This window comes from Moraxella cuniculi DSM 21768 (assembly GCF_900156515.1).
GTDB classification, from domain to species: domain Bacteria; phylum Pseudomonadota; class Gammaproteobacteria; order Pseudomonadales; family Moraxellaceae; genus Moraxella; species Moraxella cuniculi.
On sequence record NZ_FTNU01000006.1, the window covers coordinates 25,058 to 44,787 of the forward strand.

A 19,730-nucleotide genomic window follows, 5' to 3' on the forward strand; every position below is an offset into this window, starting at 1 on the left:
TGATTTATGAAATTAATCTTGGTAAGACATGGACAGGCAACCGCTTATTGTGCTGATGATGCAGGGCGTGATTTGACGGAATTTGGTCGTGTGCAAGCACAGCAAACGGCAGAATATATCAGCCAGCACCATACGGTAGATTTGATTATCTCAAGCCCTTACAACCGTGCAGAGCAAACGGCAAAGGTTATCCTTGAACAACTTGCCACCATGCAGCCATCACCTAAATTCATCACACTAGATAGCATCACGCCAGACGATGATGCCAATGTGGCACTTAGTAACATTGACCGTACCATCACCACCATGTTTGGCGATGATAATAAATGTGTCGTGGTGGTGTGTCATATGCCAATCGTTGCCCATCTGACTGGCAAAATTTTGGACAAAGAGCCAGTATCTTTTCAATTGGCAGAATGCCGTGTGATTGATACGCCAACAGTAGTGGCGGGCTTTGGTGAGCAGCTGGCAAGTTTTGTACCAACACAGCCGTGATTTGCCTGATTTTGTGGGTAAAATTTTTAAGTTAAATTTGCCGTCAAGATTGGCTTGTATAATGGCTTTACTTAAGTCTTGCCATTAAATTTGATTTTGATACATTAAATCTGCTTTGTGATGAATTGGCGGTCTAGAGATGGGTTGTTTTTGCGATGTTGCCTTACACCCAGCTTCTTGACAGTATGATAATCACCATGGTTTTTTGTGTAGAGCCAAACACATGGCTAAGTGTGTCTGTAGCTTTAGCCATGTGTCTTCGGCGTGTCAGATGGTTATTTGAGCAGCTGTTTTAGCCAATCAATGCGACTGATTAGCAACCAATCAAGCAAGGCGATTACCATGACTGCCACCAGTGCGGTGGGGAAAAGTGCAGCAAGCAGTGGCAAGATGATGGCAAATTGCCACGACAGACTGGCGACTTTGTTGCGAGCAGGCGGGTTGAGACTGCGTAAGCCAGCAGTTGGACGGCGTTGCCACCACAGCACATAGCCTGCAATGCACAGCACAATCACCAGCAAGCAGAATACAGCGTTTGCCAATACACTCCACCAGTCCAATGTTCCCATGTGTAGGGCAATTCCTGCCGCCATAAATTTGCCCATGGCATTATAATCATCAAAGCGTATGTCCGCCAATACAGCACCTGAATATTGGTCAATATGCACCGTGCGGTCGGCGGTTGGACTTGCCATGTCATAGCTCATGGAGTCTTGGCTGATGGTCCAAACGCCAGTTTCGCCTTTGGGCTGGTAGATTTGATAGCGTCCCTGAAAACCCAGCATTTGAGCCTGCTGATTGATGCTGTTTAAAGTGGGCAAACTGGCTTGTTTGTTGGCTTGGTTGGAGATGGGCATTGGCGTTTGCTCAAGTACCCATGGGGCATCTTTGCTGCCGCCATCATTTAGGCTTTTGCCGTGCGTTGTCATTTCATGGGTTGTGGCTTGATTGCTGTTGGTTCTTGGGGTGGATTTTTTGGCAAAATCAACCACCAAGGCGGACTGAGGCAGGGGTTCAACGCCCCATTTGCCAGCGGGAAATTGATTCCATGCCTGCATCATTTTTTCGCCCCAAATACCTGCCCACGCCAAGCCCGTGATGCAAAAAAACAGCAGAATGACCGACACCCAGCTACCAAGTGTGCCATGAATCACTCGCCATAATGAGCGTTTGGGCTGGGCTTTGGGTAGCAGCATTGTCTTAAGATTGCGTTGCCTGTGCCACCAAAGATACAACCCTGTAATAATTAGCAAAATGGTCAAAGAGGCGGCGGTTTCTAGTAAATAATCCCCAACCGTACCAAGCAGAATGTCTCCATGAATGCTATCAAAAACATAATACCAGTTGCTCTGACGAGGAAAGCTATCAATGACAGTGGCGGTATACGGGTCGACAAGCACCATATTATCAATACTGCCGCCATTTTTTTCGGCCTTGATGCGAAACAGGGCGACCGTATCCGCTGCACGGGGACTAATGTACTGAACCACTTGTGCATTCGCCACATCTGGTGCCGTTACGCTGTTGATTGCACTGGCTGCCTGCTGCTCAATGGTGGCGGTTGTGGCTTGTACATTTACCACCGTTCTGTCCAAATCTTTGCCAGAAATATTTGTCAAAAGCAACATTGCAAGACCTGTGCTTGCCAAGATTATCAAAAATGGTGCAACAAATATACCTGCATAAAAATGCCATCGCCACAAGGTAAAATACATGGCACTGTCTGATGCTTTTTGAGTGTGGTGCTTGTCCGTCATGTTTAATCCTGTTATGCTGATTTATTACATATTGTAACACAAATTAACACAATCAGGGTGATACCTTGGTGTTGTTGATGAATTTTATAAAATGGCAAAATTTTTGTTATTAATATAGCAAGAGTATTTTTCAGACGAATGTTTGCTAAATTTCGCCATTGTGATATCGTATGCTGACAATGCCTGATAAAAAATTCACAAACACACTTGCAAAAAATTGATTTTTTGTTATAATATCTCTTGGCTTCATCGGTAGCTTCGCAACTGTGTACTATGAACCCCGCCAGGACCGGAAGGTAGCAACGGTAGTAGATACAAAGTGTGCCGAAGATGTGCTGATGAAGTCATTTTTTTGGCAATTTTTTTATTTTATTGCCAGATTTCAAGCTAATCTTGGGCAAGATAGGGATTATTGATACCAAGTTTGGCCAGAATTTCAATCTCAAATTGCTCCATCTCATCAGCGTCTTGTTCGCTGATTTCATGATCAAATCCCAATAAATGCAAGATACCATGCACCACCAAATGCGTTAGATGATGGTCAAATTGTTTGTGCTGACCGATTGCTTCTTGGCAAACGACCTCGTGGCACAGTACCAACTCACCCAGATGCACCTCGTCCAACAATGGCAAAACATCAGCAGGTAAATCACTGGGATAAGACAGCACATTGGTTGCATAGTCTTTGTGGCGTGATTGTAGATTTAGCCTGCGACCCTCGTTGGTATCAACGATATAGATATCCAGCAATTTTGGTTTGTACCAATAACTGTCCAATTCGGCAAAATAGCGAAAATTTACATTGGGCAATTTATCCGTCATTGCTGTCAATGTTGTGCGTGCAATTTTTTCCAAATCAATGGCATGATAACTTTGTTGTATATCGGCAGCAATGGTTTCGGCAAAGCTCAATTCAACGGTATTACTCATCATCGGTCTCTTCGATATTGCTGGCAAGTTTGGCAGCTTGCTGGGATTTTTTGTTGGCACGGCTGATTTGTTCTGCTTCGTCAAAAGCATCATAGGCTTGGACGATTTTTTGTACCAAATGATGTCTGACCACATCTTTGCTATCAAAGCGAGTGATGTGAATCTCCTCAATGCCAGAGAGGATTTTGATGGCTTGGGCAAGCCCTGATTGATGACCTCGTGGCAAATCCACCTGTGTCATATCACCTGTGATGACGGCACGAGAACCAAAACCAAGTCGCGTTAAGAACATTTTCATCTGCTCTGGCGTGGTGTTTTGTGCCTCATCGAGAATCACAAATGAGTTGTTGAGTGTGCGACCACGCATGTATGCCAGCGGTGCAACCTCAATCACTTGCCGCTCTAGCAATTTACCCACTTTTTCAAAGCCCAGCATTTCGTACAAAGCATCATACAAAGGACGCAAATAGGGGTCAATTTTTTGTGTCAAATCACCAGGCAAAAATCCCAATTTTTCGCCTGCCTCGACCGCTGGACGCACCAATAAAATGCGTTCAATTTCGCCTCGCTCAAGCATATCCACGGCACAAGCAACCGCTAAGTAAGTTTTGCCCGTGCCAGCAGGCCCGACCCCAAAAGAAATGTCAGATGCCAAAATCTTTTTGACATATCGCTGCTGGTTACTGCCACGAGGGGTGATTTTGCCTTTGCGTGTTCGCAAAGATACAGCGGTCAAATCATGGCTATCTTGAGCGTCATGCTCTCTGGCAAGGCTTGATTGGACAATTAAATGCAACTCATCGCCTGTAATGTCATCTTTTTCGTCAGCAAGCTCTATAAGTTTGCCAAGAATAAATTCGCTGCGTTCAACAGCGGTCAAATCGCCTGTAATGATGAATTTGTCTTGGCGGTGAGTGATTTGCACTTGTAGTCGTTCTTGAATGTATTTTAAGTGTTTATTATATTCGCCAAATGCGATGCGTAATTTGTGCGGATTTAGGTCGGTGCTGACAGTACGAACGATGCTCAATGAATTATCCTTGCATAAGTTTTTTGTTGGTTATTGGGATGTTTTGATAAATTACAAGTATTTATCGGGATTATTGGGCAAATCACAATAAATCATGCGATTAACAATCTGTACAAATGCAGCTAAATTGCCAAGTTGCCCAAATTTTTATCAAACGAAGCGATTTGGGTAATTGAAGCAAACTAAGCAGGGTTGTCAATATCAACAAACTGTACGCCAATGTCAAATTGCTCCGCCAGCACGGTTGTTAGTCGCATGATACCGCCACGCTCGGTGGCATGATGCCCTGCGGCAAAATAATCCACGCCAAGCTCGCGTGCCATGTGTGTGGTGCGTTCGGAAATCTCCCCTGAAATAAAGGCATCACAGCCCATCTTGGCTGCCTGCTCAATCATGTCTTGTGCACCGCCTGTGCATAGTGCAATTTTTTGTAATGTTCTATCTGGCGAGCCAGCACAGATGTGTAGCGGTTTGCGAGCCAATGCTTGGGTGATTTTTTCGGCAAGCTGCACTGAGCTTATTGGTTTGCTTGTGGCGATATTGCCAACAGGGTGCTTTTCGTGTGGATATAATGCACCTGTGATGGTCAAATCCAACATATCTGCCAAAGCACGGTTGTTGCCAATCTCTGGGTGGGCATCAAGCGGCAGGTGGTAGGCGATTAATGATATGCCATGTTCAAGCAGGGCTTTGATGCGTTTTGCTTTCATGCCAGTGATTGCCGCGTCTTCACCTTTCCAAAAATAGCCATGATGCACGACGATGGCTTGAGCTTTTTCTTGTATCGCTCGGTCTATGAGTGCCTGACAAGCAGTAACGCCTGTGATGATTTTGTTGATTGGCACGCCTGCATCTATCTGCAAGCCATTGGGGCAGTAATCACGAAATTCATCAGCAAATAAGAGCGTATCACAAAAATCACATAGGCTTTGTGGGCTAATGGCTTGGGCAGTGGGCATATTTTTCCTTATTGATAAATGACGCACAAATGGCAAAGTTGGCAATCAAGCCTGTTGTCATTGTAATTATTTTTTGTTAATTATGCAAATCTTGCTTGGCAAGCGGCGTGGATTGAATGATGAATGAGAATGATTTGTATAAATTTCGTAGCTGATAAAAATAGTTATTCTTATTTTGCCAATGTTTGTTATAATATCGCTATTTTTGATGATATCAATTCAAGGTTTTACCGTGAAGCAAGTTTTTATTTCAACCACAAAAAATCAGCGTGGTTCAACCAACCAAATTTTGGCATTGTTTTTGATTGCTCTGATTTTTGCCTCATTGATTGTTGCGGTGATTGGCTATAAATTTGGCTATCGCCAAGGCTTGTACAGTGTCGAAAGAACGATGACTGCCAATAATGAAGCTGTGGCAAGCGTCAGCGAGCTGACTGCCGAAAATGCCAAGCTTAAGCAAGACATTGCCACCGCCACCCAAGAGCGAGACATTAGCCGTGCCACGCTTGAGAGTTTGCGTACCGATATTGAATCGCTAAAGACGACCAATTTGCAGCTTGAGCAAGTCAATGAACTGCTCAAAACTTCGGTGGCAGAGCAGGGTGGTGTGGCGTTAAATATCTTGGCGTCAGAGATTGTTTCGTTGCCTGAGAATACTTTTGAATACCGTTTTGATGTGGCAATGCTGGATATTTCTGGCAAGGCGGTAAAAATGTTCCCCAAGCTGACTTTATTAAACGAAACCAGCATGGTGGAGATTCCGCTTGAGCCATCTAGCTATGATGTGCGTGGCGTTGCCAATATTCGTGGCCGTTTTATCATGCCAGAGGGCTTTGTGCCAAAGCAAATGAAATTGGAATTGACCGCAGGCACACAAAAGGTACGACAGCTGTATAATTGGCAAATTGGTAAATTGATTACCGATGCACCGCCAGCAACCGCTGCCATGTCAAATGCCAGCCAACGCCCAATCGTCAAAAGCGAATAATCACAAGGGTAAGCAGACAGGCAGGGCGTTGCTTTGCCTGTTTTTGCATTAAAAATAAGCAGTATTTAGCCAATCTTTTGTTAATTATCATCATGCCTTTATGACACAGATTAAACCTCAAACCATGCCCGATACTGATGTTATCAGCCAGACCCAAAGCGACTGGCAGATGCCTGATTTGTATGCTGTTATCATGCACAACGATGATTATACAACGATGGATTTTGTGGTATTTTTGCTAAACGCTGTTTTTGATAAACCGATTGAGCAGGCTTATCAGCTGATGATGCAGATACACCAGACGGGGCGTGCGGTGGTGGCGGTACTGCCTTATGAAATTGCCGAAATGAAAGTTGATGAGGCGACATCACTTGCCGAGCAGGAGCAATTTCCATTATTTATTAGCATTGAACAAGCCTAAAAGATATGCTTAAGGATAACCATGTCAGATAATGATTTTAGCCACATTGAGCATTTGACCGAACAAATCGCAAGCCAGCACAGCCATCAATTCATCACTTTGGAGCATTTGTTGTTGGGGCTTTGTCAAGATGATGACAGTGTTCAGACATTAAAGGCGTGCGGTGTGGATATTGCTCATTTGACAGTGGCTTTGGAGCAATATTTGGCGGCTTTTGTCCCTGTTGCCGAAGTGGACAAACCCACACCCAGCAAGGCTTATCTTCGCCTTATTGCCCAGCTTGTGTTGTATGCACAAGACAGTGGTCAAAACCTGCTGCCAAAACACGCATTGGTTGAGATTATCAAAGAAGAACGCAGCTATGCCAGCAAATTGCTGCGAGGCTACGGGCTAACTTTGTTGTCCTTGAGACGGCAAATCTCAGCAGACAAACGCCAAACTGACAACCCCTTTGCCACCGTGTCAGAAAACTCCGATAATGATATTTTGGCAAAATACACCAAAAATCTCAACAAAATCGCCAAGCAGGGCGGCATTGATCCGCTTATCGGGCGTGCAGCAGAGATAGAACGCACGGCTCAAATTCTCTCTCGCCGCCGCAAAAACAACCCCATTTTGGTTGGCGACCCAGGCGTTGGCAAGACGGCAGTTGCCGAAGGTTTGGCGTGGTTGATTGTTAATGACAAAGCCCCTGCGATGCTTGCTTGTGCGACGATTTATGCACTGGATATGGCAGCATTGATTGCAGGTACAAAATTTCGTGGAGATTTTGAGGATCGCATCAAACAATTGCTCGATGAGCTGACAAAATTGCCCGAAGCGATTTTGTTCATTGACGAGATTCATACCATCATCGGTGCAGGCTCATCTATGGATAGCACGCTTGATGTTTCTAATCTTATCAAGCCTGCACTTGCCAGAGGGCAGATTCGTTGCATTGGCTCAACGACTTTTGTTGAATATCGTCAAATTTTTGAAAAAGACCATGCACTGTCTCGCCGCTTCCAAAAAATTGACATTACCGAGCCAACCACGGCACAAGCTGTGGCGATTTTGCAGGGCTTAAAAGAACATTATGAGCAATTCCACCAAGTTTGCTATACCGATGATGCCATCACGGCTGCGGTGGAGTTATCTGTCAAGCATTTGCACGAACGGTTTTTGCCAGATAAGGCGATTGATATTTTGGACGAAGCAGGGGCGTTTGTTCGTTTACGCGATGGTTTGGCAAATAATTCCACCAATGTCAAACAAGCCAATAATACCACACAGCCCAATCCTGTTATTATTGATGAAAAAATCATCACGCAAGTGGTGGCAAAAATGGCACGCATTGCCCCAAGTTTAGTTAATCAAGACGAAAAATATATATTAAAAAATCTATATAATAATCTTAAAGAATTCATCTTTGGGCAAGATGAGGCAGTTCGGCGATTAAGCGATGCCATCTTGTTGGCACGAGCTGGACTAAACCGCCCTGATAAGCCAATTGCCGCGTTCTTATTTGCAGGGCCGACAGGGGTGGGTAAGACCGAAATCAGTAAGCGGTTGGCACAATTGTTGGGCTTGCCTTTGGTGCGTTTTGACATGAGTGAATACATGGAGGCACATACGGCTTCACGGCTCATTGGTGCACCACCTGGTTATGTTGGGCATGATAAGGGCGGTCTTTTGACCGAAAAGATTCAGCAAAATCCATATTGTGTACTGCTGCTTGATGAATTAGAAAAAGCACATAGTGATGTTTTTAATCTATTGCTACAAGTCATGGATCATGGCACCTTGACCGATAATAATGGTCGTGCCGTTTCATTTCGGCAGACAATCATCATCATGACCACCAATGTGGGGGCTGATAGCCTGTCTCGCAATCCGATGGGCTTTACCAAATCAAACCATCATCATGACAATCAAGAGGCAATTCGCCGTGCGTTTAGCCCAGAGTTTCGCAATCGTCTTGATGGAGTTGTGCATTTTGCCGCCCTAAATCGCCAAGTGATTGGCTGTATTGTTGATAAATTTATCAATCAGCTGCAGGATTTGTTGGCTGACAAAAAGATACAGCTAAGCATCAGCGATGAGGTGCGTGATTATTTGGGACAAAAGGGCTATGATGAAACAATGGGTGCCCGCCCTATGGCAAGATTGATTGAGCAAGAAATTAAAAAGCCACTGGCAAAGCTGATATTGTTTGGCAATCTTGCCGAAGGTGGTGTGGTGCAAGCCACTTTGTCATCAGGTGCTGTTGTGTTGCAAATCATGCCAAACGAGGACAGTGGGCGAGCAAAATTGACTGGCAAAAAACGCACAAATTGACTATAATAATTCTTTGATAATTATTCCAAAACCCAGCAAAGTGAGCAAATTATGGCTACAGTACTAGATGGCAAAGCATTGGCAAGCAGTATTGAAAATCAATTGAGTGAACGCGTTGCAATCTTAAAACAAAAAACAGGTCGCACACCGATTTTGGCAACTATTTTGGTTGGTGATGACCCAGCCTCTGCCACTTATGTGCGTATGAAAGGCAATGCTTGCAAACGCATTGGCATGGACAGTATCCGTGTTGAAATGCCAAGCAATACAACCACTGACGAATTGCTTGCCAAAATTGACGAATTAAATGCCAATCCTGATGTGCATGGCATCTTGTTGCAACACCCCGTGCCTGCACAGATTGATGAGCGGGCGTGCTTTGATCGCATTAGCCTTGACAAGGATGTTGATGGCGTTACTTGCTTGGGCTTTGGGCGTATGGCAATGGGTGAGTCTGCCTATGGCTCATGCACGCCACAAGGCATTATGCACTTGTTACAACATTATAATGTTGAGCTTGAGGGCAAGCACGCTGTGGTGGTTGGTCGCAGTGCCATCTTGGGCAAGCCTATGGCGATGATGTTGCTAAATGCCAACTGTACCGTTACCATTTGTCATTCACGCACCAAAGATTTGCCAAAATATATCGCAGAGGCTGATATTGTCATTGGTGCTGTTGGCGTGCCAGAACTTATCAAAAAAGATTGGATTAAACAAGGTGCAGTGGTTGTTGATGCAGGGTTTCACCCGACTGATACAGGCGGTTGTGGTGATATTGAACTATCAGGCATTGACAATATTGCATCGGCTTATACGCCTGTGCCGGGAGGTGTTGGCCCGATGACCATTAATACTTTGATTCGCCAAACGGTCGAGGCAGCCGAAAAAGAAGCAGGGCTGTAATCACCCTTTAAAAAGCAGCTAAGGCTACTTTTATGAGCATGCTGTGTGATGTGTAGAGTGCGGCTGTTGGCTGTGTTGATAACTTGATTGTATCAAAATAACAACTGCCAAACTTGGGCGTCTTAAGTTTATCTTGTGCTAAATGCAGCAAAATTTTTGCAAAAATCGCCCAAAGTATGATAGGATAAATGACAGATATGATTTATAACAAATCAATATCTTCATTGTGCCGATTGGCATTTATCCGAAAACTATCTAGGGAGAATGATATGAAAAAACTACTTGCAACCGCAGTTTTGGCTTCTGTGGCGTTGGCTGGTTGTGCCAGCAAACCACTGAATGACACACAGGCAGTCATGGTCGAGGGCAAATTACAAGAAGTGCAAGTGCAGGATTTGCGTAGCTTTCAGGTTGAGATTGCTCCACGCAAGGCAGTGTGTGAGCTGACCAATACAGCTGGCGAAACCGTACAAGCCGAATGCTTGCAGTATCGCCGTACTTTTGATCGCAATTATAATGTGTTAAGTGGTGAAATTGCAGGTTTTGAGTACGAAACTGGCTATCGCTATGTGCTTGATTTGAAACAAGAACGCTTCTTGGATCAAAAAACAGGTAAGGTTGTTCCTGCATGGTCTTTGAACAAAGTTATCTCAAAGACTGCCGAGCAATAATCAGCTTTACAAGTTTGTTTAAAAAGCCCTGTTATTCAGGGCTTTTTTATAAGAACCATGCTCAAAAGAGGCGGATTTATACGCAGTCAAGCAAGCTTGCATATTCGGCTTGGTCTGTTTTAACATTGACTAAAGCCTGTGCCGATATTGACAATCTCAATGCGTTGTGCGGCATCAGTTGCATGAATGGCAAGTCCGCCTTTGGCAGTTTCTTTGTATTTATCCATCATGTCCATGCCTGTGGCTTTCATGGTGGCGATTGCCTTGTCCAAAGAAACATGATGGCTACCATCACCACGCAAGGCAAGGCGAGCGGCATTGATTGCCTTGACAGATGCCATGGCATTGCGTTCGATACATGGCACTTGCACCAGTCCTGCAATGGGGTCGCAGGTTAGCCCCAGATTATGCTCAAGACCAATCTCAGCAGCGTTTAGGCATTGAGCCACCGTACCGCCTAGCACATGAGCCAAGCCTGCCGCTGCCATTGCACAGGCTGAACCAACTTCACCTTGACAGCCGACTTCAGCTCCTGAAATTGAGGCATTTTGCTTGATTAACGCACCGATTGCCCCTGCCACCAACAAAAACTCTCGTACGCCCTGATAGTTAAATGAAGGGATAAAACCACGATAATAATGCAGTACCGCTGGAATGATGCCAGCTGCACCATTGGTTGGGGCGGTAACGACTTTGCCACCTGCGGCATTTTCTTCATTGACCGCAAGTGCGTATAAATTAACCCAGTCCATTGCCAGCAAGCCACCATTGCCAGAATAACCATACTCTTTGGAAAGTTGCTCGTACAGAGCTTTGGCACGCCGTTTGACATTTAATCCACCGGGCAAGATGCCATCAACTTTACACCCTTGTGTAACACAGGCTTGCATGGTGTCCCAAACTTCATTTAAATATGCTTTTATTTCTTCTTCATCACGCAGGGTGGTTTCGTTTGCCATCATTAGGCTGGCAATATCCAGATTGTGTGTTTGGCATAGCATCGCCAGCTCTTCGGCACTGTTAAACGGATAGGTAAATTTAACTGTGTCCTCTTGCTTAGTCTCGCTGGTGAGCTGCTGTTCATCTTTAATAAAACCGCCACCAACAGAATAATAAGTGCGTGCTATTTGCCTGCCATCATTGAGTTTGGCCAGCAAACGCATACCATTTGGGTGGGCAGGCAGGGCGGTATCGTCCCAAAGTAGATGATGATTGGCATCAAAGCTGATTTTGTGTCGCCCAGCCAGATTCAGTTGATTGTCTTGATAGATAGGCTCTAGATATTGTGCTGTTTTGGTGGTGTCGATACTGCGTGGTTCATGCCCAAGCAAGCCAAGCAAAACTGCACTGTCTGTGGCATGGCCTTTGCCTGTTGAAGACAGTGAGCCGTATAGCTCAATGGTGATTTGTTGCACCTGTGGCAAATCATCGCCAAGCAATTGCAAAAAACGATTGGCAGCAACCATCGGTCCGACAGTGTGCGAACTGGAAGGGCCGATACCAATTTTAAATAAGTCAAAAACACTGATCATAAACTACCCATAATCTGTTGTGCCAAGCAGGGCTGGCTGGATTGTTTGTCTTAATACCGCACAAGGCAATCAACCGCCTCCGCCTTGGTGTTGATGCATAATTTTTTACCGCCAGTTTGACTGCCAACCCATGCTCTGCCGTGCTCAAACTTGAGCGACTCTCTGGGGTTGATTGGCATGATACCTTGATTAATACCACTTTGGGGGAATTGAAAAGGGATTACCAAGTCGGCTTTTTCGTCAATAAAGCCCCAAAGCTCACCTTGTCTGACCGCTGCTAATCCCTCGGTATAATCACGCACTTCATCAAAGGCATACAGCACTTGCAGAACACCTTTTTCATCAACAAAGCCCCATTTGCCATTTTGTTGCTGTTTGATTAGGGTGCGGGTATTGCTGCGTTGCTGACTTATGCCTGCGATAGGGGTTTGGCTGATGTTTGGCAGGGTTGGCGTGCCAGCTTGTGCAATCTTGGTTGGTGGCTGGCTGCTGACCGATGATACATTTGCCGTACTGGCAACAAGCATCATCAGTGGCTTTTTGCTGGTTCTGTTGCCATTTTTATCAATGCTAAACTGCTGTCCATCTTGTATCACGCTTGCCTGCCCTGCTTGATAATCATCAATTTGACTGACGCTGGGGGCAAAAGTGCGAATCAAGCGACCGATTGTGCTGATGATGACATAGCGACCATTGGCATAGGTGATGATGCGTTCATCGCTGGCAGCTCTTGCCCAATCACCTGTGGGCATTTTATCATAATCAAAGCCGATAATAACCCTACCTTGGCGGTCAATGTAACCAACCTTATTATTTTTTAATACAGGCAATAAGTTTGCCTGAAAATTCATGGGCAATACCGCTTGATAGGCGGACAAGTCTGCCAAAACAGTACCTGTGTCATCAAGTAACGCCAAAGGCTTGCCTGTTGCGGTGCTTGCCAAAAGCGTCTTGGGGTCAGCTGTGCAGGTGATTTTTTCAAAGCTGCCAGAGAGCTTGACCGCTGGCAAGGTGCAGTTTGCTTGGGCTGGGCTTGCATACAAAATGGCACTGATGGCAAATACACCGCCAAGTGTTGTCAGTAATGGTTTTAATGTTGTCATTGTTGTTATCTCTGTTATTTTTGTGCCAATAAAATACCCATTAAACATTTTAGCGATTGCTGTTGGTTTTGTACAGATAAAGCCACCAAAAAACCAGTAAATGATACAAAAATATCACAACAGGGCGTGATTTGATGATTTTTTGATATTTTGATAAATTTAGCCAAAAAATATTTGCAAATACGAACGGTTATTGTTAATATAAGGACAAAAGAGAATTCTTTGCTTTTGTAAATGAGTTTTGGCACGCTTGATAAATACCAATCAGTGTGCAATAGCTATATAAGGGGCTTATCTGATGTATGTTTGTATCTGCCATGATGTCAAAGATACCCAAATCAAAACCGCATTGGCTGCTGGCGTAGATGGTGTGCAGGGTTTGCAAGAGACGCTGCTTGTTGGCACTTGCTGTGGTTGCTGCATACCAATGGTGCAGGATTTGGTTGAAGAGCATAAAGCCTGTGCCATCGGCATCGATGTTATGGCAAGTTGATTTGCAGGGCTTGCAATATTGTTGCCCAATTGTTACCAAAAATACAAAACCAATCTATAAAAATATCAATCACCACAGCCGACATTCACCGAATGGATAATCATTGTCAGCTGTGGTGTTCTTTTTTAAAATAATTCTTATTAAAATTATCAAAAAATTCAATAAAAACAATGGCTTATTCTGTTATTAACGCATGGATTCTGGGTTGGTTTGTAGATGATTTTTTATTGCATTTGCAAGCAATCGTCAGAGTGTGAAGCGTTCGCAGTTCAATAACCTTACAAAATTTGGCTTATTTTTGGGCATTTGTGTGTTATCATACGCCACATAAATTTGATTTGATGAGCAATCAGCAAATCACACATCAACCAACATAGGCAGTCATATTATGAAATCATCTCAAAAAGTCATTGATTATCTGAACTTTTTATTGGGCGGCGAACTGGGTGCAAGAGATCAGTATTTTATTCATTCGCAAATGTATGCCGAGTGGCATTTTGGCAAATTGTACGATCGCATTTATCATGAAATGGAAGATGAGACGCTGCACGCCCAATTGATCATTCAACGCATCTTGATGCTTGGCGGTGTGCCAAATATGCAGGTCAGCAAAATCAACATTGGGCATGATGTACCAAGTATGCTAAAAAGCGATTTGGATTTGGAGCATAGTGTACAAGAGCATCTTAAAGAAGGCATTGCCCTTTGTGAAGCGGAGAGAGATTATGTAACGCGTGATATGCTGGTGCGTCAGCTAGAAGATACCGAACAAGATCACGCACACTGGCTAGAAAAACAGCTGCGTCTGATTGATTTGATGGGGCTGCAAAACTACCTACAAAGCGTAACTGCTGAACCAACACAGCCAACCGCAGCACATTGATTGGAGAGTGTTATGAAAGGTGATAAGCAAGTTATCCGTGCATTAAATCTGGTATTGGGACAGTCATTGATTGCGATTAATCAGTATTTTTTGCACGCACGCATTGTCAAAAACTGGGGCATTAATGAGCTAAATGAAGCGTTTTATAAGCAGTCCATTCAAGAAATGAAATGGTCTGATGAGCTGATTGAGCGAATTTTATTGCTTGAAGGCTTGCCAAATTTGCAAGAGCTTGGCAAGTTGTTGATTGGCGAAAATGTCGCTGAAATTTTGGCGTGCGACCTAAAACTTGAGCAACGCAAGCATGATGTACTGGTTGATGCCATTGGCGTTTGTGAAGAAAATCGTGATTATGTCTCAAGAGAGATTTTGATAAAACTAAAAGATGGCAATGAAGAATATGAAGATTGGCTAAATACACAACAAGAGCTAATCGAGGATATGGGTATCGAAAACTATATCCAACTTAAGGCATCTGAAGATTGATTATCAAGATTTAATAAAAACCACCGAAAGTTCGGTGGTTTTTTGTGCTTTAGAATTGATAATTGACACCGATGCGTGTCTTGCTATCAATACTGCCATCTGTCAGCGGGCTGTCTTTTTGGGTTTTTGAGAGCAATTCCAGTCGCTGATTGGCAAAGAGACTGATTTTGTCATTGAGCTGATAATTGGCGGTAACGGTTGCAAATGGCGACCAGCCAGAAGTTGCTTGATATTCTGGCAAAGTAGTACGCAGGCTCTCGTTGGGACTGATGCCATAGTAGTACTGATTGTAGTCTTTGCTTTGCCAAACGGCACCAATTTCAGGATAGATGGTCCATGCGTCTTTGGTGAATTTGCTTAAGTGTGATAGGGCGACTGTTTGACCGCCATGTCTGTCTAATAAATCGGTGCTTGCTTTGACCTTCAGGCCACCATAAGCGGTGATGTACATATAGCTGGCGTGTGCCAGTGCTGACCATTGGCGCTTGTCAAGTTGCCTAAGTGCCGAAGTATCTGCATCATCTGGGCTAAAGCTACGGCCATCATAGCTGGCACCAAGACGCAGCTGCTGGCGATTGTCTTTTAGGGCGTAGATACCTGCTTCAGCACCTTCAATGTACACACGGTTATTGTCATAGAATGCTTGTGGCATCAGGGTGATTTGGTTTTTGCTGGCATAGGCGGTGGCGTTAAAACTGGCGTTTGCACCAATTTTTAGGCGAGCATCATTATCAATTGTTAATTTGGCATAAGCTGAACCAGTGCTTAACAGTGTGGCCAATATCAGCAGCGTGTTGATTGAGTATTTCATATATCTCCTTAGATGATTTTGAAGTTTTATTGTATCACAACGACTCATTGATTGTTTTAATTTGTCGTGTTGGGCGAGTGGTGAGCCGACACATCAGCTCATAACCAATGGTGCCTGCACGGGCGGCAATCTCATCAATGTGTGGTGATGTGCCCCACAAAATTACAGTTGCACCCAGTTCGGCTTCGATATTGCTAATATCAACCATCAGCATATCCATCGCCACTCGCCCAACGATGGGGCAGTGTTGTAGTTGATTATTCTTATCAATGATACCAACATGAGCATCTGCAATCACACGCGGATAGCCATCACCATAACCAATGCTCACCACTGCAATGCGGCAATCATTGCTTGCCGTCCACAAGGCAGCATAGCCAACGCTTTGACCTTTGGTCAGTTCATGGATTGCCATGATTTGTGCAGATACGGTCATGGCAGGTTTTAGCCCAAGTTCGCTGGCTTGGTGCTGTGCGGTTGGCTTTGAGCCATACAGGGCGATGCCTGCACGCACCCAGTCATAATGCACTGTGTCAAAATTAAACACACCTGCCGAATTGCACAAAGAGGCTTGTGTATTGGGAGCAAATTTGCGAATCTGTGCCAGTGCGGCGTTAAATTTGTCAATCTGTACGGCATTTAGTGGGTGGGTTTTGTCATCAGCACAGGCAAAATGGCTGGTTAAAATCAACCGATAGCCTGCATCGCTTAGTGCCTTGGCTGCATCAATAATGGTAGTGTCATCAAATCCCAGTCTGCTCATGCCTGTGTTGTATTTTAGCCAAATGGTGCGGCACAGGGCGGTGGCTTGGGGCTGATTTTGCAATGCCCAATTTAGCTGCTGATTATGGTGAACAACGCAGCCAAAATCTTTTTCGATGGCGAGCTGCCATTCTGCTTGACTAAATACGCCCTCGATAAGAATAACGGGCTTGGCAACCATCAGGGCATTTGCTACTGCCATAGCCTCGCTCATGCACGCCACCCCAAAGCCGTCCGCAGCCGACAAGGCAGGCAGAGCAGCTTCGATACCATGACCATAGGCATTGGCCTTGACCATCGCCAAGACTTTGGTGGTTGGTTGCAGTTTGTTTTTGATGACTTGCAGATTGTGTGTCAGTGCGTCTGGGTGTATGGTGATTGTCGTACTTCTCATGGTATTATTGCTTGATAAGGTTGATGTGAGTTAGCCAAACTTGTGATGACATGGCTGGCAGTTGGCTTGTTTGTTTGCTGGGAAAATCATTCTTCCATCACATAATCGCTGGGCAGCTCTGAAGGGATTAAATCCTCAAAGCGTGCATATTCTCCCAAGAATTTCAGCGGTATCGTGCCTCGTTCGCCACGGCGGTTTTTGCCGATGATTAATTCGGCGATATTTTTTAGTTCATCTTTATCTTGTTTGTAGTAATGCTCTCGATAAACGAACAGAACCAAGTCGGCATCTTGCTCAATCTGTCCAGATTCTCGAATGTCTGACAGCATGGGGCGTTTGTTGGGGCGGTCATCAGCGGCACGGTTTAATTGCGACAAAGCGATGACAGGGCAGTTTAGCTCACGAGCCAAGCCCTTTAAGCTGCGAGAAATTTCGCCAATTTCGGCAACTTTATTGTGGCTTAGATTTGCCACACGCATCAATTGCATATAATCAACCATCACCATGCCCAGTCCATTTGGGTGGTTTTTGGCAATGCGGCGACAGCTGGCGCGTATTTCTGATGGACTAAGATCTGAACGAGCGTCAATGTAGAGATTTTTTTCTTGTAATAGGGTCATGGCGTTCATTAATCTTGCCCATTCATCTTCTTGCATATTTGCCGAACTTAGTCGCCCTTGATGAATGCCTCCCCATGCCGCCAACATTCGTATGGCAATGTCTTCGGCTGACATTTCCATAGAAAATACCGCAGCGGCTTTATTTTCCATCAAGGCAGCCTGCACAAAGTTTAATGCCAATGCGGTTTTGCCCATGGCAGGTCTGGCAGCCAGCACAATCAGATTGCCATCTTGAAAGCCTGAGGTTTTATTGTTTAACTCTTCAAAGCCTGTATTTACCCCAATCAGACCATTGGGACGAGTACGCAGCTCTTGTAGTTGGTTGGTTACATTGACCAGTACATCATCAATGCGTTGCGGCCCTGTTTTGCTTGAGCCTCTGGCAAAACTTTCACCAATGCGAAAAATATCCGCCTCAACGGTATCCAAAATCTCCGTGGCGGTTTGTTTTTTTGGGTGATAGGCAAGGGCGAGCATATTATTTGCCGAGCCAATCAGCTGTCGATAAATGGACAGCTCTCTTACCTTTTCAGCATAACTGATAAGATTAAAAAAGTTCGCCGTGCTTTGGTTGATGGTTGCCAAATATTCCTCACCACCAACCTGCTGAAGCTGACCTACTCGCTCAAGGTAATCATGCACCATCAAGGCATCGTAGGGCTGATTGATGTTGGCTAGGTGATTGATGGCATCGAAGATTTTTTTGTGCCGCTCACCATAAAAATCCTCACTGCTGACGATGGTTTCGATATTTGTAAAAGCCTCTGGAATGCTCATCAATGACGCCAATAGCGACTGCTCCATTTCGATATTATGTGGCGGTTGGCGGCTCATCAGACCATCTGGCTTGTCATTATCTGGGGTCATGTCATGTCCTTGCTGGGTGTTTTGTCGATTTTTGCCAAAAAAAGTGCTAAACTGTCTTGGCAAATTGTACCACAAAATCACCATCGGATAGCCAAAAAATGTCAGCAGCCTACCAAAATTTGCCAAAATCCTCTCTGTGCCAGCCCGCTTTGTCGCAAAACAAACCTTTGCTTATTACCACAGGCGAGCCTGCTGGGATTGGCATGGATATTGTGCTGGATATTTTGCCCAAATTAACAGGGCGATGGCTGATTGCTGCTGATGCTGTCGCCTTATACGAGCGTGCCAAACAACTAAAGGCGGCAGGGGTGATTGATCGCTTGCCAGCATGGTCTATCATTGATGTGCCTGATGGGATTGAGCAATTGCCCACAGCTTGGTTTGAGCAATCAGATTACCCAAGCAAAATACCGCATGAGACAGGCGATGATTTGTTTTATTCTAGTAAAAGTAGCGATGTGGTGATTTTGAACATAGCTTGCCATGAAAAGGTAAAACCATCAGAGTTAAATCCTGCCAACGCCATCATGGTTGAAAAACAGCTAAGGCTGGCTCATCAGTTGGCAATGGCAAATCAAGTGGCTGCAATCATCACCGCCCCAATCCAAAAATCAGTGATGATTGAGGCTGGCATTTTGCTTGATAACGGTACGCCATTTAGTGGACATACAGAATATTTTATGCACAAGGCAGCCTGTGATAAGGTGGTGATGATGCTTGCCAATGCAGCCATGAAGGTTGCTTTGGTAACAACTCATCTGCCACTAAGACAAGTTGCAGATGCCATAAATTTTGATGAAATCATCAAAACCGTACAAATCACCCATCAGGCACTGGTCGAACAATTTGCCATTGCCAAGCCAAAAATCTTAGTCTGCGGGCTAAATCCCCATGCAGGCGAGCAAGGGCATTTGGGCGATGAAGAGCTGACCATCATTAACCCAGCATTGGCACAGATGCAAGCGGCTGGTATCGATGTCTCGTTTGCCATGCCAGCTGATACATTGTTTACCAAGCCGCATCTGGATAGCTGTGATGCGGTTATTGCCATGTACCACGATCAGGGGCTTGCTCCCCTAAAATCGCACGGATTTGGCGATACGGTAAATATCACGCTGGGGCTGCCTTATGTGCGTACTTCGGTGGATCATGGCACGGCATTGGATTTGGCAGGGCGAGGTGGTGCATCAAGTTCAAGTCTATGGCAGGCGATTAATTATGCCCAAAAGATGACCGCTGGCTGATTTGTACAATCATTTGCCAAACAGTTCAGCAAAAATCAGCAAATCATGCTATCATAAGCCAAGCC

Annotated in this window: 19 protein-coding genes and 1 other RNA gene; 11 read left to right on the forward strand and 9 right to left on the reverse strand. The window is 44.8% G+C overall.

What is annotated here, in order from left to right:
* Positions 1 to 6: 6 nt before the first annotated feature.
* Complete coding sequence (gene sixA / locus BW928_RS04835; RefSeq protein WP_076555115.1) at positions 7 to 495, forward strand: phosphohistidine phosphatase SixA; 489 nt, start codon at positions 7 to 9, stop codon at positions 493 to 495.
* A 275-nt stretch (positions 496 to 770) separates the two neighbouring features.
* Here sixA and BW928_RS04840 read toward each other — a convergent pair whose 3' ends face one another.
* Positions 771 to 2,252, reverse strand: coding sequence for a PepSY-associated TM helix domain-containing protein (locus BW928_RS04840; protein ID WP_076555116.1), 1,482 nt, complete (start codon positions 2,250 to 2,252; stop codon positions 771 to 773).
* A gap of 247 nt (positions 2,253 to 2,499) precedes the next feature.
* Here BW928_RS04840 and ffs point away from each other — a divergent pair.
* Positions 2,500 to 2,596: signal recognition particle sRNA small type (gene ffs / locus BW928_RS04845), an RNA gene on the forward strand.
* 43 nt (positions 2,597 to 2,639) lie between these two features.
* Here ffs and ybeY read toward each other — a convergent pair.
* The 3 genes from ybeY to BW928_RS04860 form a co-directional block, all read right to left on the reverse strand.
* The gene (ybeY, locus tag BW928_RS04850) at positions 2,640 to 3,185 is read right to left on the reverse strand and encodes an rRNA maturation RNase YbeY (RefSeq protein WP_375537529.1); all 546 of its coding nucleotides are present in this window, start codon (positions 3,183 to 3,185) and stop codon (positions 2,640 to 2,642) included.
* Positions 3,175 to 4,212, reverse strand: coding sequence for a PhoH family protein (locus BW928_RS04855; protein ID WP_076555118.1), 1,038 nt, complete (start codon positions 4,210 to 4,212; stop codon positions 3,175 to 3,177). Before BW928_RS04855 ends, ybeY begins: the two co-directional genes overlap by 11 nt.
* 182 nt (positions 4,213 to 4,394) lie before the next feature.
* A complete protein-coding gene (locus BW928_RS04860) occupies positions 4,395 to 5,171 on the reverse strand; it encodes a Nif3-like dinuclear metal center hexameric protein (protein WP_076555119.1) in 777 nt (258 codons plus the stop codon).
* 232 nt (positions 5,172 to 5,403) lie between these two features.
* Here BW928_RS04860 and BW928_RS04865 point away from each other — a divergent pair, with 232 nt between their 5' ends.
* From BW928_RS04865 to BW928_RS04885, 5 genes are all read left to right on the forward strand, one after another.
* The gene (locus BW928_RS04865; RefSeq protein WP_227516550.1) at positions 5,404 to 6,159 is read left to right on the forward strand and encodes a hypothetical protein; all 756 of its coding nucleotides are present in this window, start codon (positions 5,404 to 5,406) and stop codon (positions 6,157 to 6,159) included.
* A 100-nt stretch (positions 6,160 to 6,259) separates the two neighbouring features.
* Entirely contained in the window at positions 6,260 to 6,580 is a 321-nt protein-coding gene (locus BW928_RS04870; protein WP_076555120.1) for an ATP-dependent Clp protease adaptor ClpS, read from the forward strand.
* A gap of 21 nt (positions 6,581 to 6,601) precedes the next feature.
* The gene (locus BW928_RS04875; protein ID WP_076555121.1) at positions 6,602 to 8,896 is read left to right on the forward strand and encodes an AAA family ATPase; all 2,295 of its coding nucleotides are present in this window, start codon (positions 6,602 to 6,604) and stop codon (positions 8,894 to 8,896) included.
* A gap of 51 nt (positions 8,897 to 8,947) precedes the next feature.
* Positions 8,948 to 9,799 carry a bifunctional methylenetetrahydrofolate dehydrogenase/methenyltetrahydrofolate cyclohydrolase FolD gene (gene folD, locus BW928_RS04880; RefSeq protein ID WP_076555122.1) on the forward strand — a complete coding sequence of 284 codons (852 nt, stop codon included), beginning with the start codon at positions 8,948 to 8,950 and terminating at the stop codon, positions 9,797 to 9,799.
* 269 nt (positions 9,800 to 10,068) lie between these two features.
* Complete coding sequence (locus BW928_RS04885; protein WP_076555123.1) at positions 10,069 to 10,470, forward strand: DUF4377 domain-containing protein; 402 nt, start codon at positions 10,069 to 10,071, stop codon at positions 10,468 to 10,470.
* Between the two features lie 119 nt (positions 10,471 to 10,589).
* Here the strand turns inward: BW928_RS04885 and BW928_RS04890 are convergent, their stop codons facing one another.
* Together BW928_RS04890 and BW928_RS04895 are read right to left on the reverse strand one after the other, a co-directional pair.
* On the reverse strand, positions 10,590 to 12,002 hold the full coding sequence (locus tag BW928_RS04890) for an L-serine ammonia-lyase (RefSeq protein ID WP_076555124.1): 1,413 nt from the start codon (positions 12,000 to 12,002) through the stop codon (positions 10,590 to 10,592).
* Positions 12,003 to 12,052: 50 nt separating this feature from the next.
* Complete coding sequence (locus BW928_RS04895) at positions 12,053 to 13,105, reverse strand: WG repeat-containing protein (protein WP_158078428.1); 1,053 nt, start codon at positions 13,103 to 13,105, stop codon at positions 12,053 to 12,055.
* Positions 13,106 to 13,403: 298 nt separating this feature from the next.
* On the opposite strand from BW928_RS04895, the gene BW928_RS04905 reads away from it, so the two are divergent.
* The 3 genes from BW928_RS04905 (at position 13,404) to bfr (BW928_RS04915) (ending at position 14,967) form a co-directional block, all read left to right on the forward strand.
* A complete protein-coding gene (locus BW928_RS04905; RefSeq protein ID WP_076555127.1) occupies positions 13,404 to 13,598 on the forward strand; it encodes a (2Fe-2S)-binding protein in 195 nt (64 codons plus the stop codon).
* Positions 13,599 to 13,986: 388 nt separating this feature from the next.
* Positions 13,987 to 14,481, forward strand: a complete 495-nt coding sequence (gene bfr / locus BW928_RS04910) for a bacterioferritin (protein ID WP_076555128.1) — start codon at positions 13,987 to 13,989, stop codon at positions 14,479 to 14,481.
* A 12-nt stretch (positions 14,482 to 14,493) separates the two neighbouring features.
* Complete coding sequence (gene bfr, locus BW928_RS04915) at positions 14,494 to 14,967, forward strand: bacterioferritin (protein WP_076555129.1); 474 nt, start codon at positions 14,494 to 14,496, stop codon at positions 14,965 to 14,967.
* A gap of 49 nt (positions 14,968 to 15,016) precedes the next feature.
* Here the strand turns inward: bfr (BW928_RS04915) and BW928_RS04920 are convergent, their stop codons facing one another.
* From BW928_RS04920 to dnaB, 3 genes are all read right to left on the reverse strand, one after another.
* Positions 15,017 to 15,778, reverse strand: a complete 762-nt coding sequence (locus BW928_RS04920; RefSeq protein ID WP_076555130.1) for a MipA/OmpV family protein — start codon at positions 15,776 to 15,778, stop codon at positions 15,017 to 15,019.
* A gap of 34 nt (positions 15,779 to 15,812) precedes the next feature.
* Positions 15,813 to 16,934 (reverse strand): alanine racemase, encoded by a 1,122-nt coding sequence (alr, locus tag BW928_RS04925; protein ID WP_076555131.1) that lies wholly within the window; start codon positions 16,932 to 16,934, stop codon positions 15,813 to 15,815.
* A gap of 86 nt (positions 16,935 to 17,020) precedes the next feature.
* Complete coding sequence (gene dnaB, locus BW928_RS04930) at positions 17,021 to 18,421, reverse strand: replicative DNA helicase (RefSeq protein ID WP_076555186.1); 1,401 nt, start codon at positions 18,419 to 18,421, stop codon at positions 17,021 to 17,023.
* A gap of 203 nt (positions 18,422 to 18,624) precedes the next feature.
* Here dnaB and pdxA point away from each other — a divergent pair, with 203 nt between their 5' ends.
* Positions 18,625 to 19,665 (forward strand): 4-hydroxythreonine-4-phosphate dehydrogenase PdxA, encoded by a 1,041-nt coding sequence (gene pdxA, locus BW928_RS04935; protein WP_227516553.1) that lies wholly within the window; start codon positions 18,625 to 18,627, stop codon positions 19,663 to 19,665.
* The last annotated feature ends 65 nt before the right edge of the window (positions 19,666 to 19,730 follow it).

Coding starts and splice junctions, on each gene's coding strand:
- sixA (WP_076555115.1), top strand. CDS start 7: ATGAAATTAATCTTGGTAAGACATGGACAGGCAACCGCTTATTGTGCT.
- BW928_RS04840 (WP_076555116.1), bottom strand. CDS start 2,252: ATGACGGACAAGCACCACACTCAAAAAGCATCAGACAGTGCCATGTAT.
- ybeY (WP_375537529.1), bottom strand. CDS start 3,185: ATGATGAGTAATACCGTTGAATTGAGCTTTGCCGAAACCATTGCTGCC.
- BW928_RS04860 (WP_076555119.1), bottom strand. CDS start 5,171: ATGCCCACTGCCCAAGCCATTAGCCCACAAAGCCTATGTGATTTTTGT.
- BW928_RS04870 (WP_076555120.1), top strand. CDS start 6,260: ATGACACAGATTAAACCTCAAACCATGCCCGATACTGATGTTATCAGC.
- BW928_RS04875 (WP_076555121.1), top strand. CDS start 6,602: ATGTCAGATAATGATTTTAGCCACATTGAGCATTTGACCGAACAAATC.
- folD (WP_076555122.1), top strand. CDS start 8,948: ATGGCTACAGTACTAGATGGCAAAGCATTGGCAAGCAGTATTGAAAAT.
- BW928_RS04885 (WP_076555123.1), top strand. CDS start 10,069: ATGAAAAAACTACTTGCAACCGCAGTTTTGGCTTCTGTGGCGTTGGCT.
- BW928_RS04890 (WP_076555124.1), bottom strand. CDS start 12,002: ATGATCAGTGTTTTTGACTTATTTAAAATTGGTATCGGCCCTTCCAGT.
- BW928_RS04895 (WP_158078428.1), bottom strand. CDS start 13,105: ATGACAACATTAAAACCATTACTGACAACACTTGGCGGTGTATTTGCC.
- BW928_RS04905 (WP_076555127.1), top strand. CDS start 13,404: ATGTATGTTTGTATCTGCCATGATGTCAAAGATACCCAAATCAAAACC.
- bfr (WP_076555128.1), top strand. CDS start 13,987: ATGAAATCATCTCAAAAAGTCATTGATTATCTGAACTTTTTATTGGGC.
- bfr (WP_076555129.1), top strand. CDS start 14,494: ATGAAAGGTGATAAGCAAGTTATCCGTGCATTAAATCTGGTATTGGGA.
- BW928_RS04920 (WP_076555130.1), bottom strand. CDS start 15,778: ATGAAATACTCAATCAACACGCTGCTGATATTGGCCACACTGTTAAGC.
- alr (WP_076555131.1), bottom strand. CDS start 16,934: ATGAGAAGTACGACAATCACCATACACCCAGACGCACTGACACACAAT.
- dnaB (WP_076555186.1), bottom strand. CDS start 18,421: ATGACCCCAGATAATGACAAGCCAGATGGTCTGATGAGCCGCCAACCG.
- pdxA (WP_227516553.1), top strand. CDS start 18,625: ATGGATATTGTGCTGGATATTTTGCCCAAATTAACAGGGCGATGGCTG.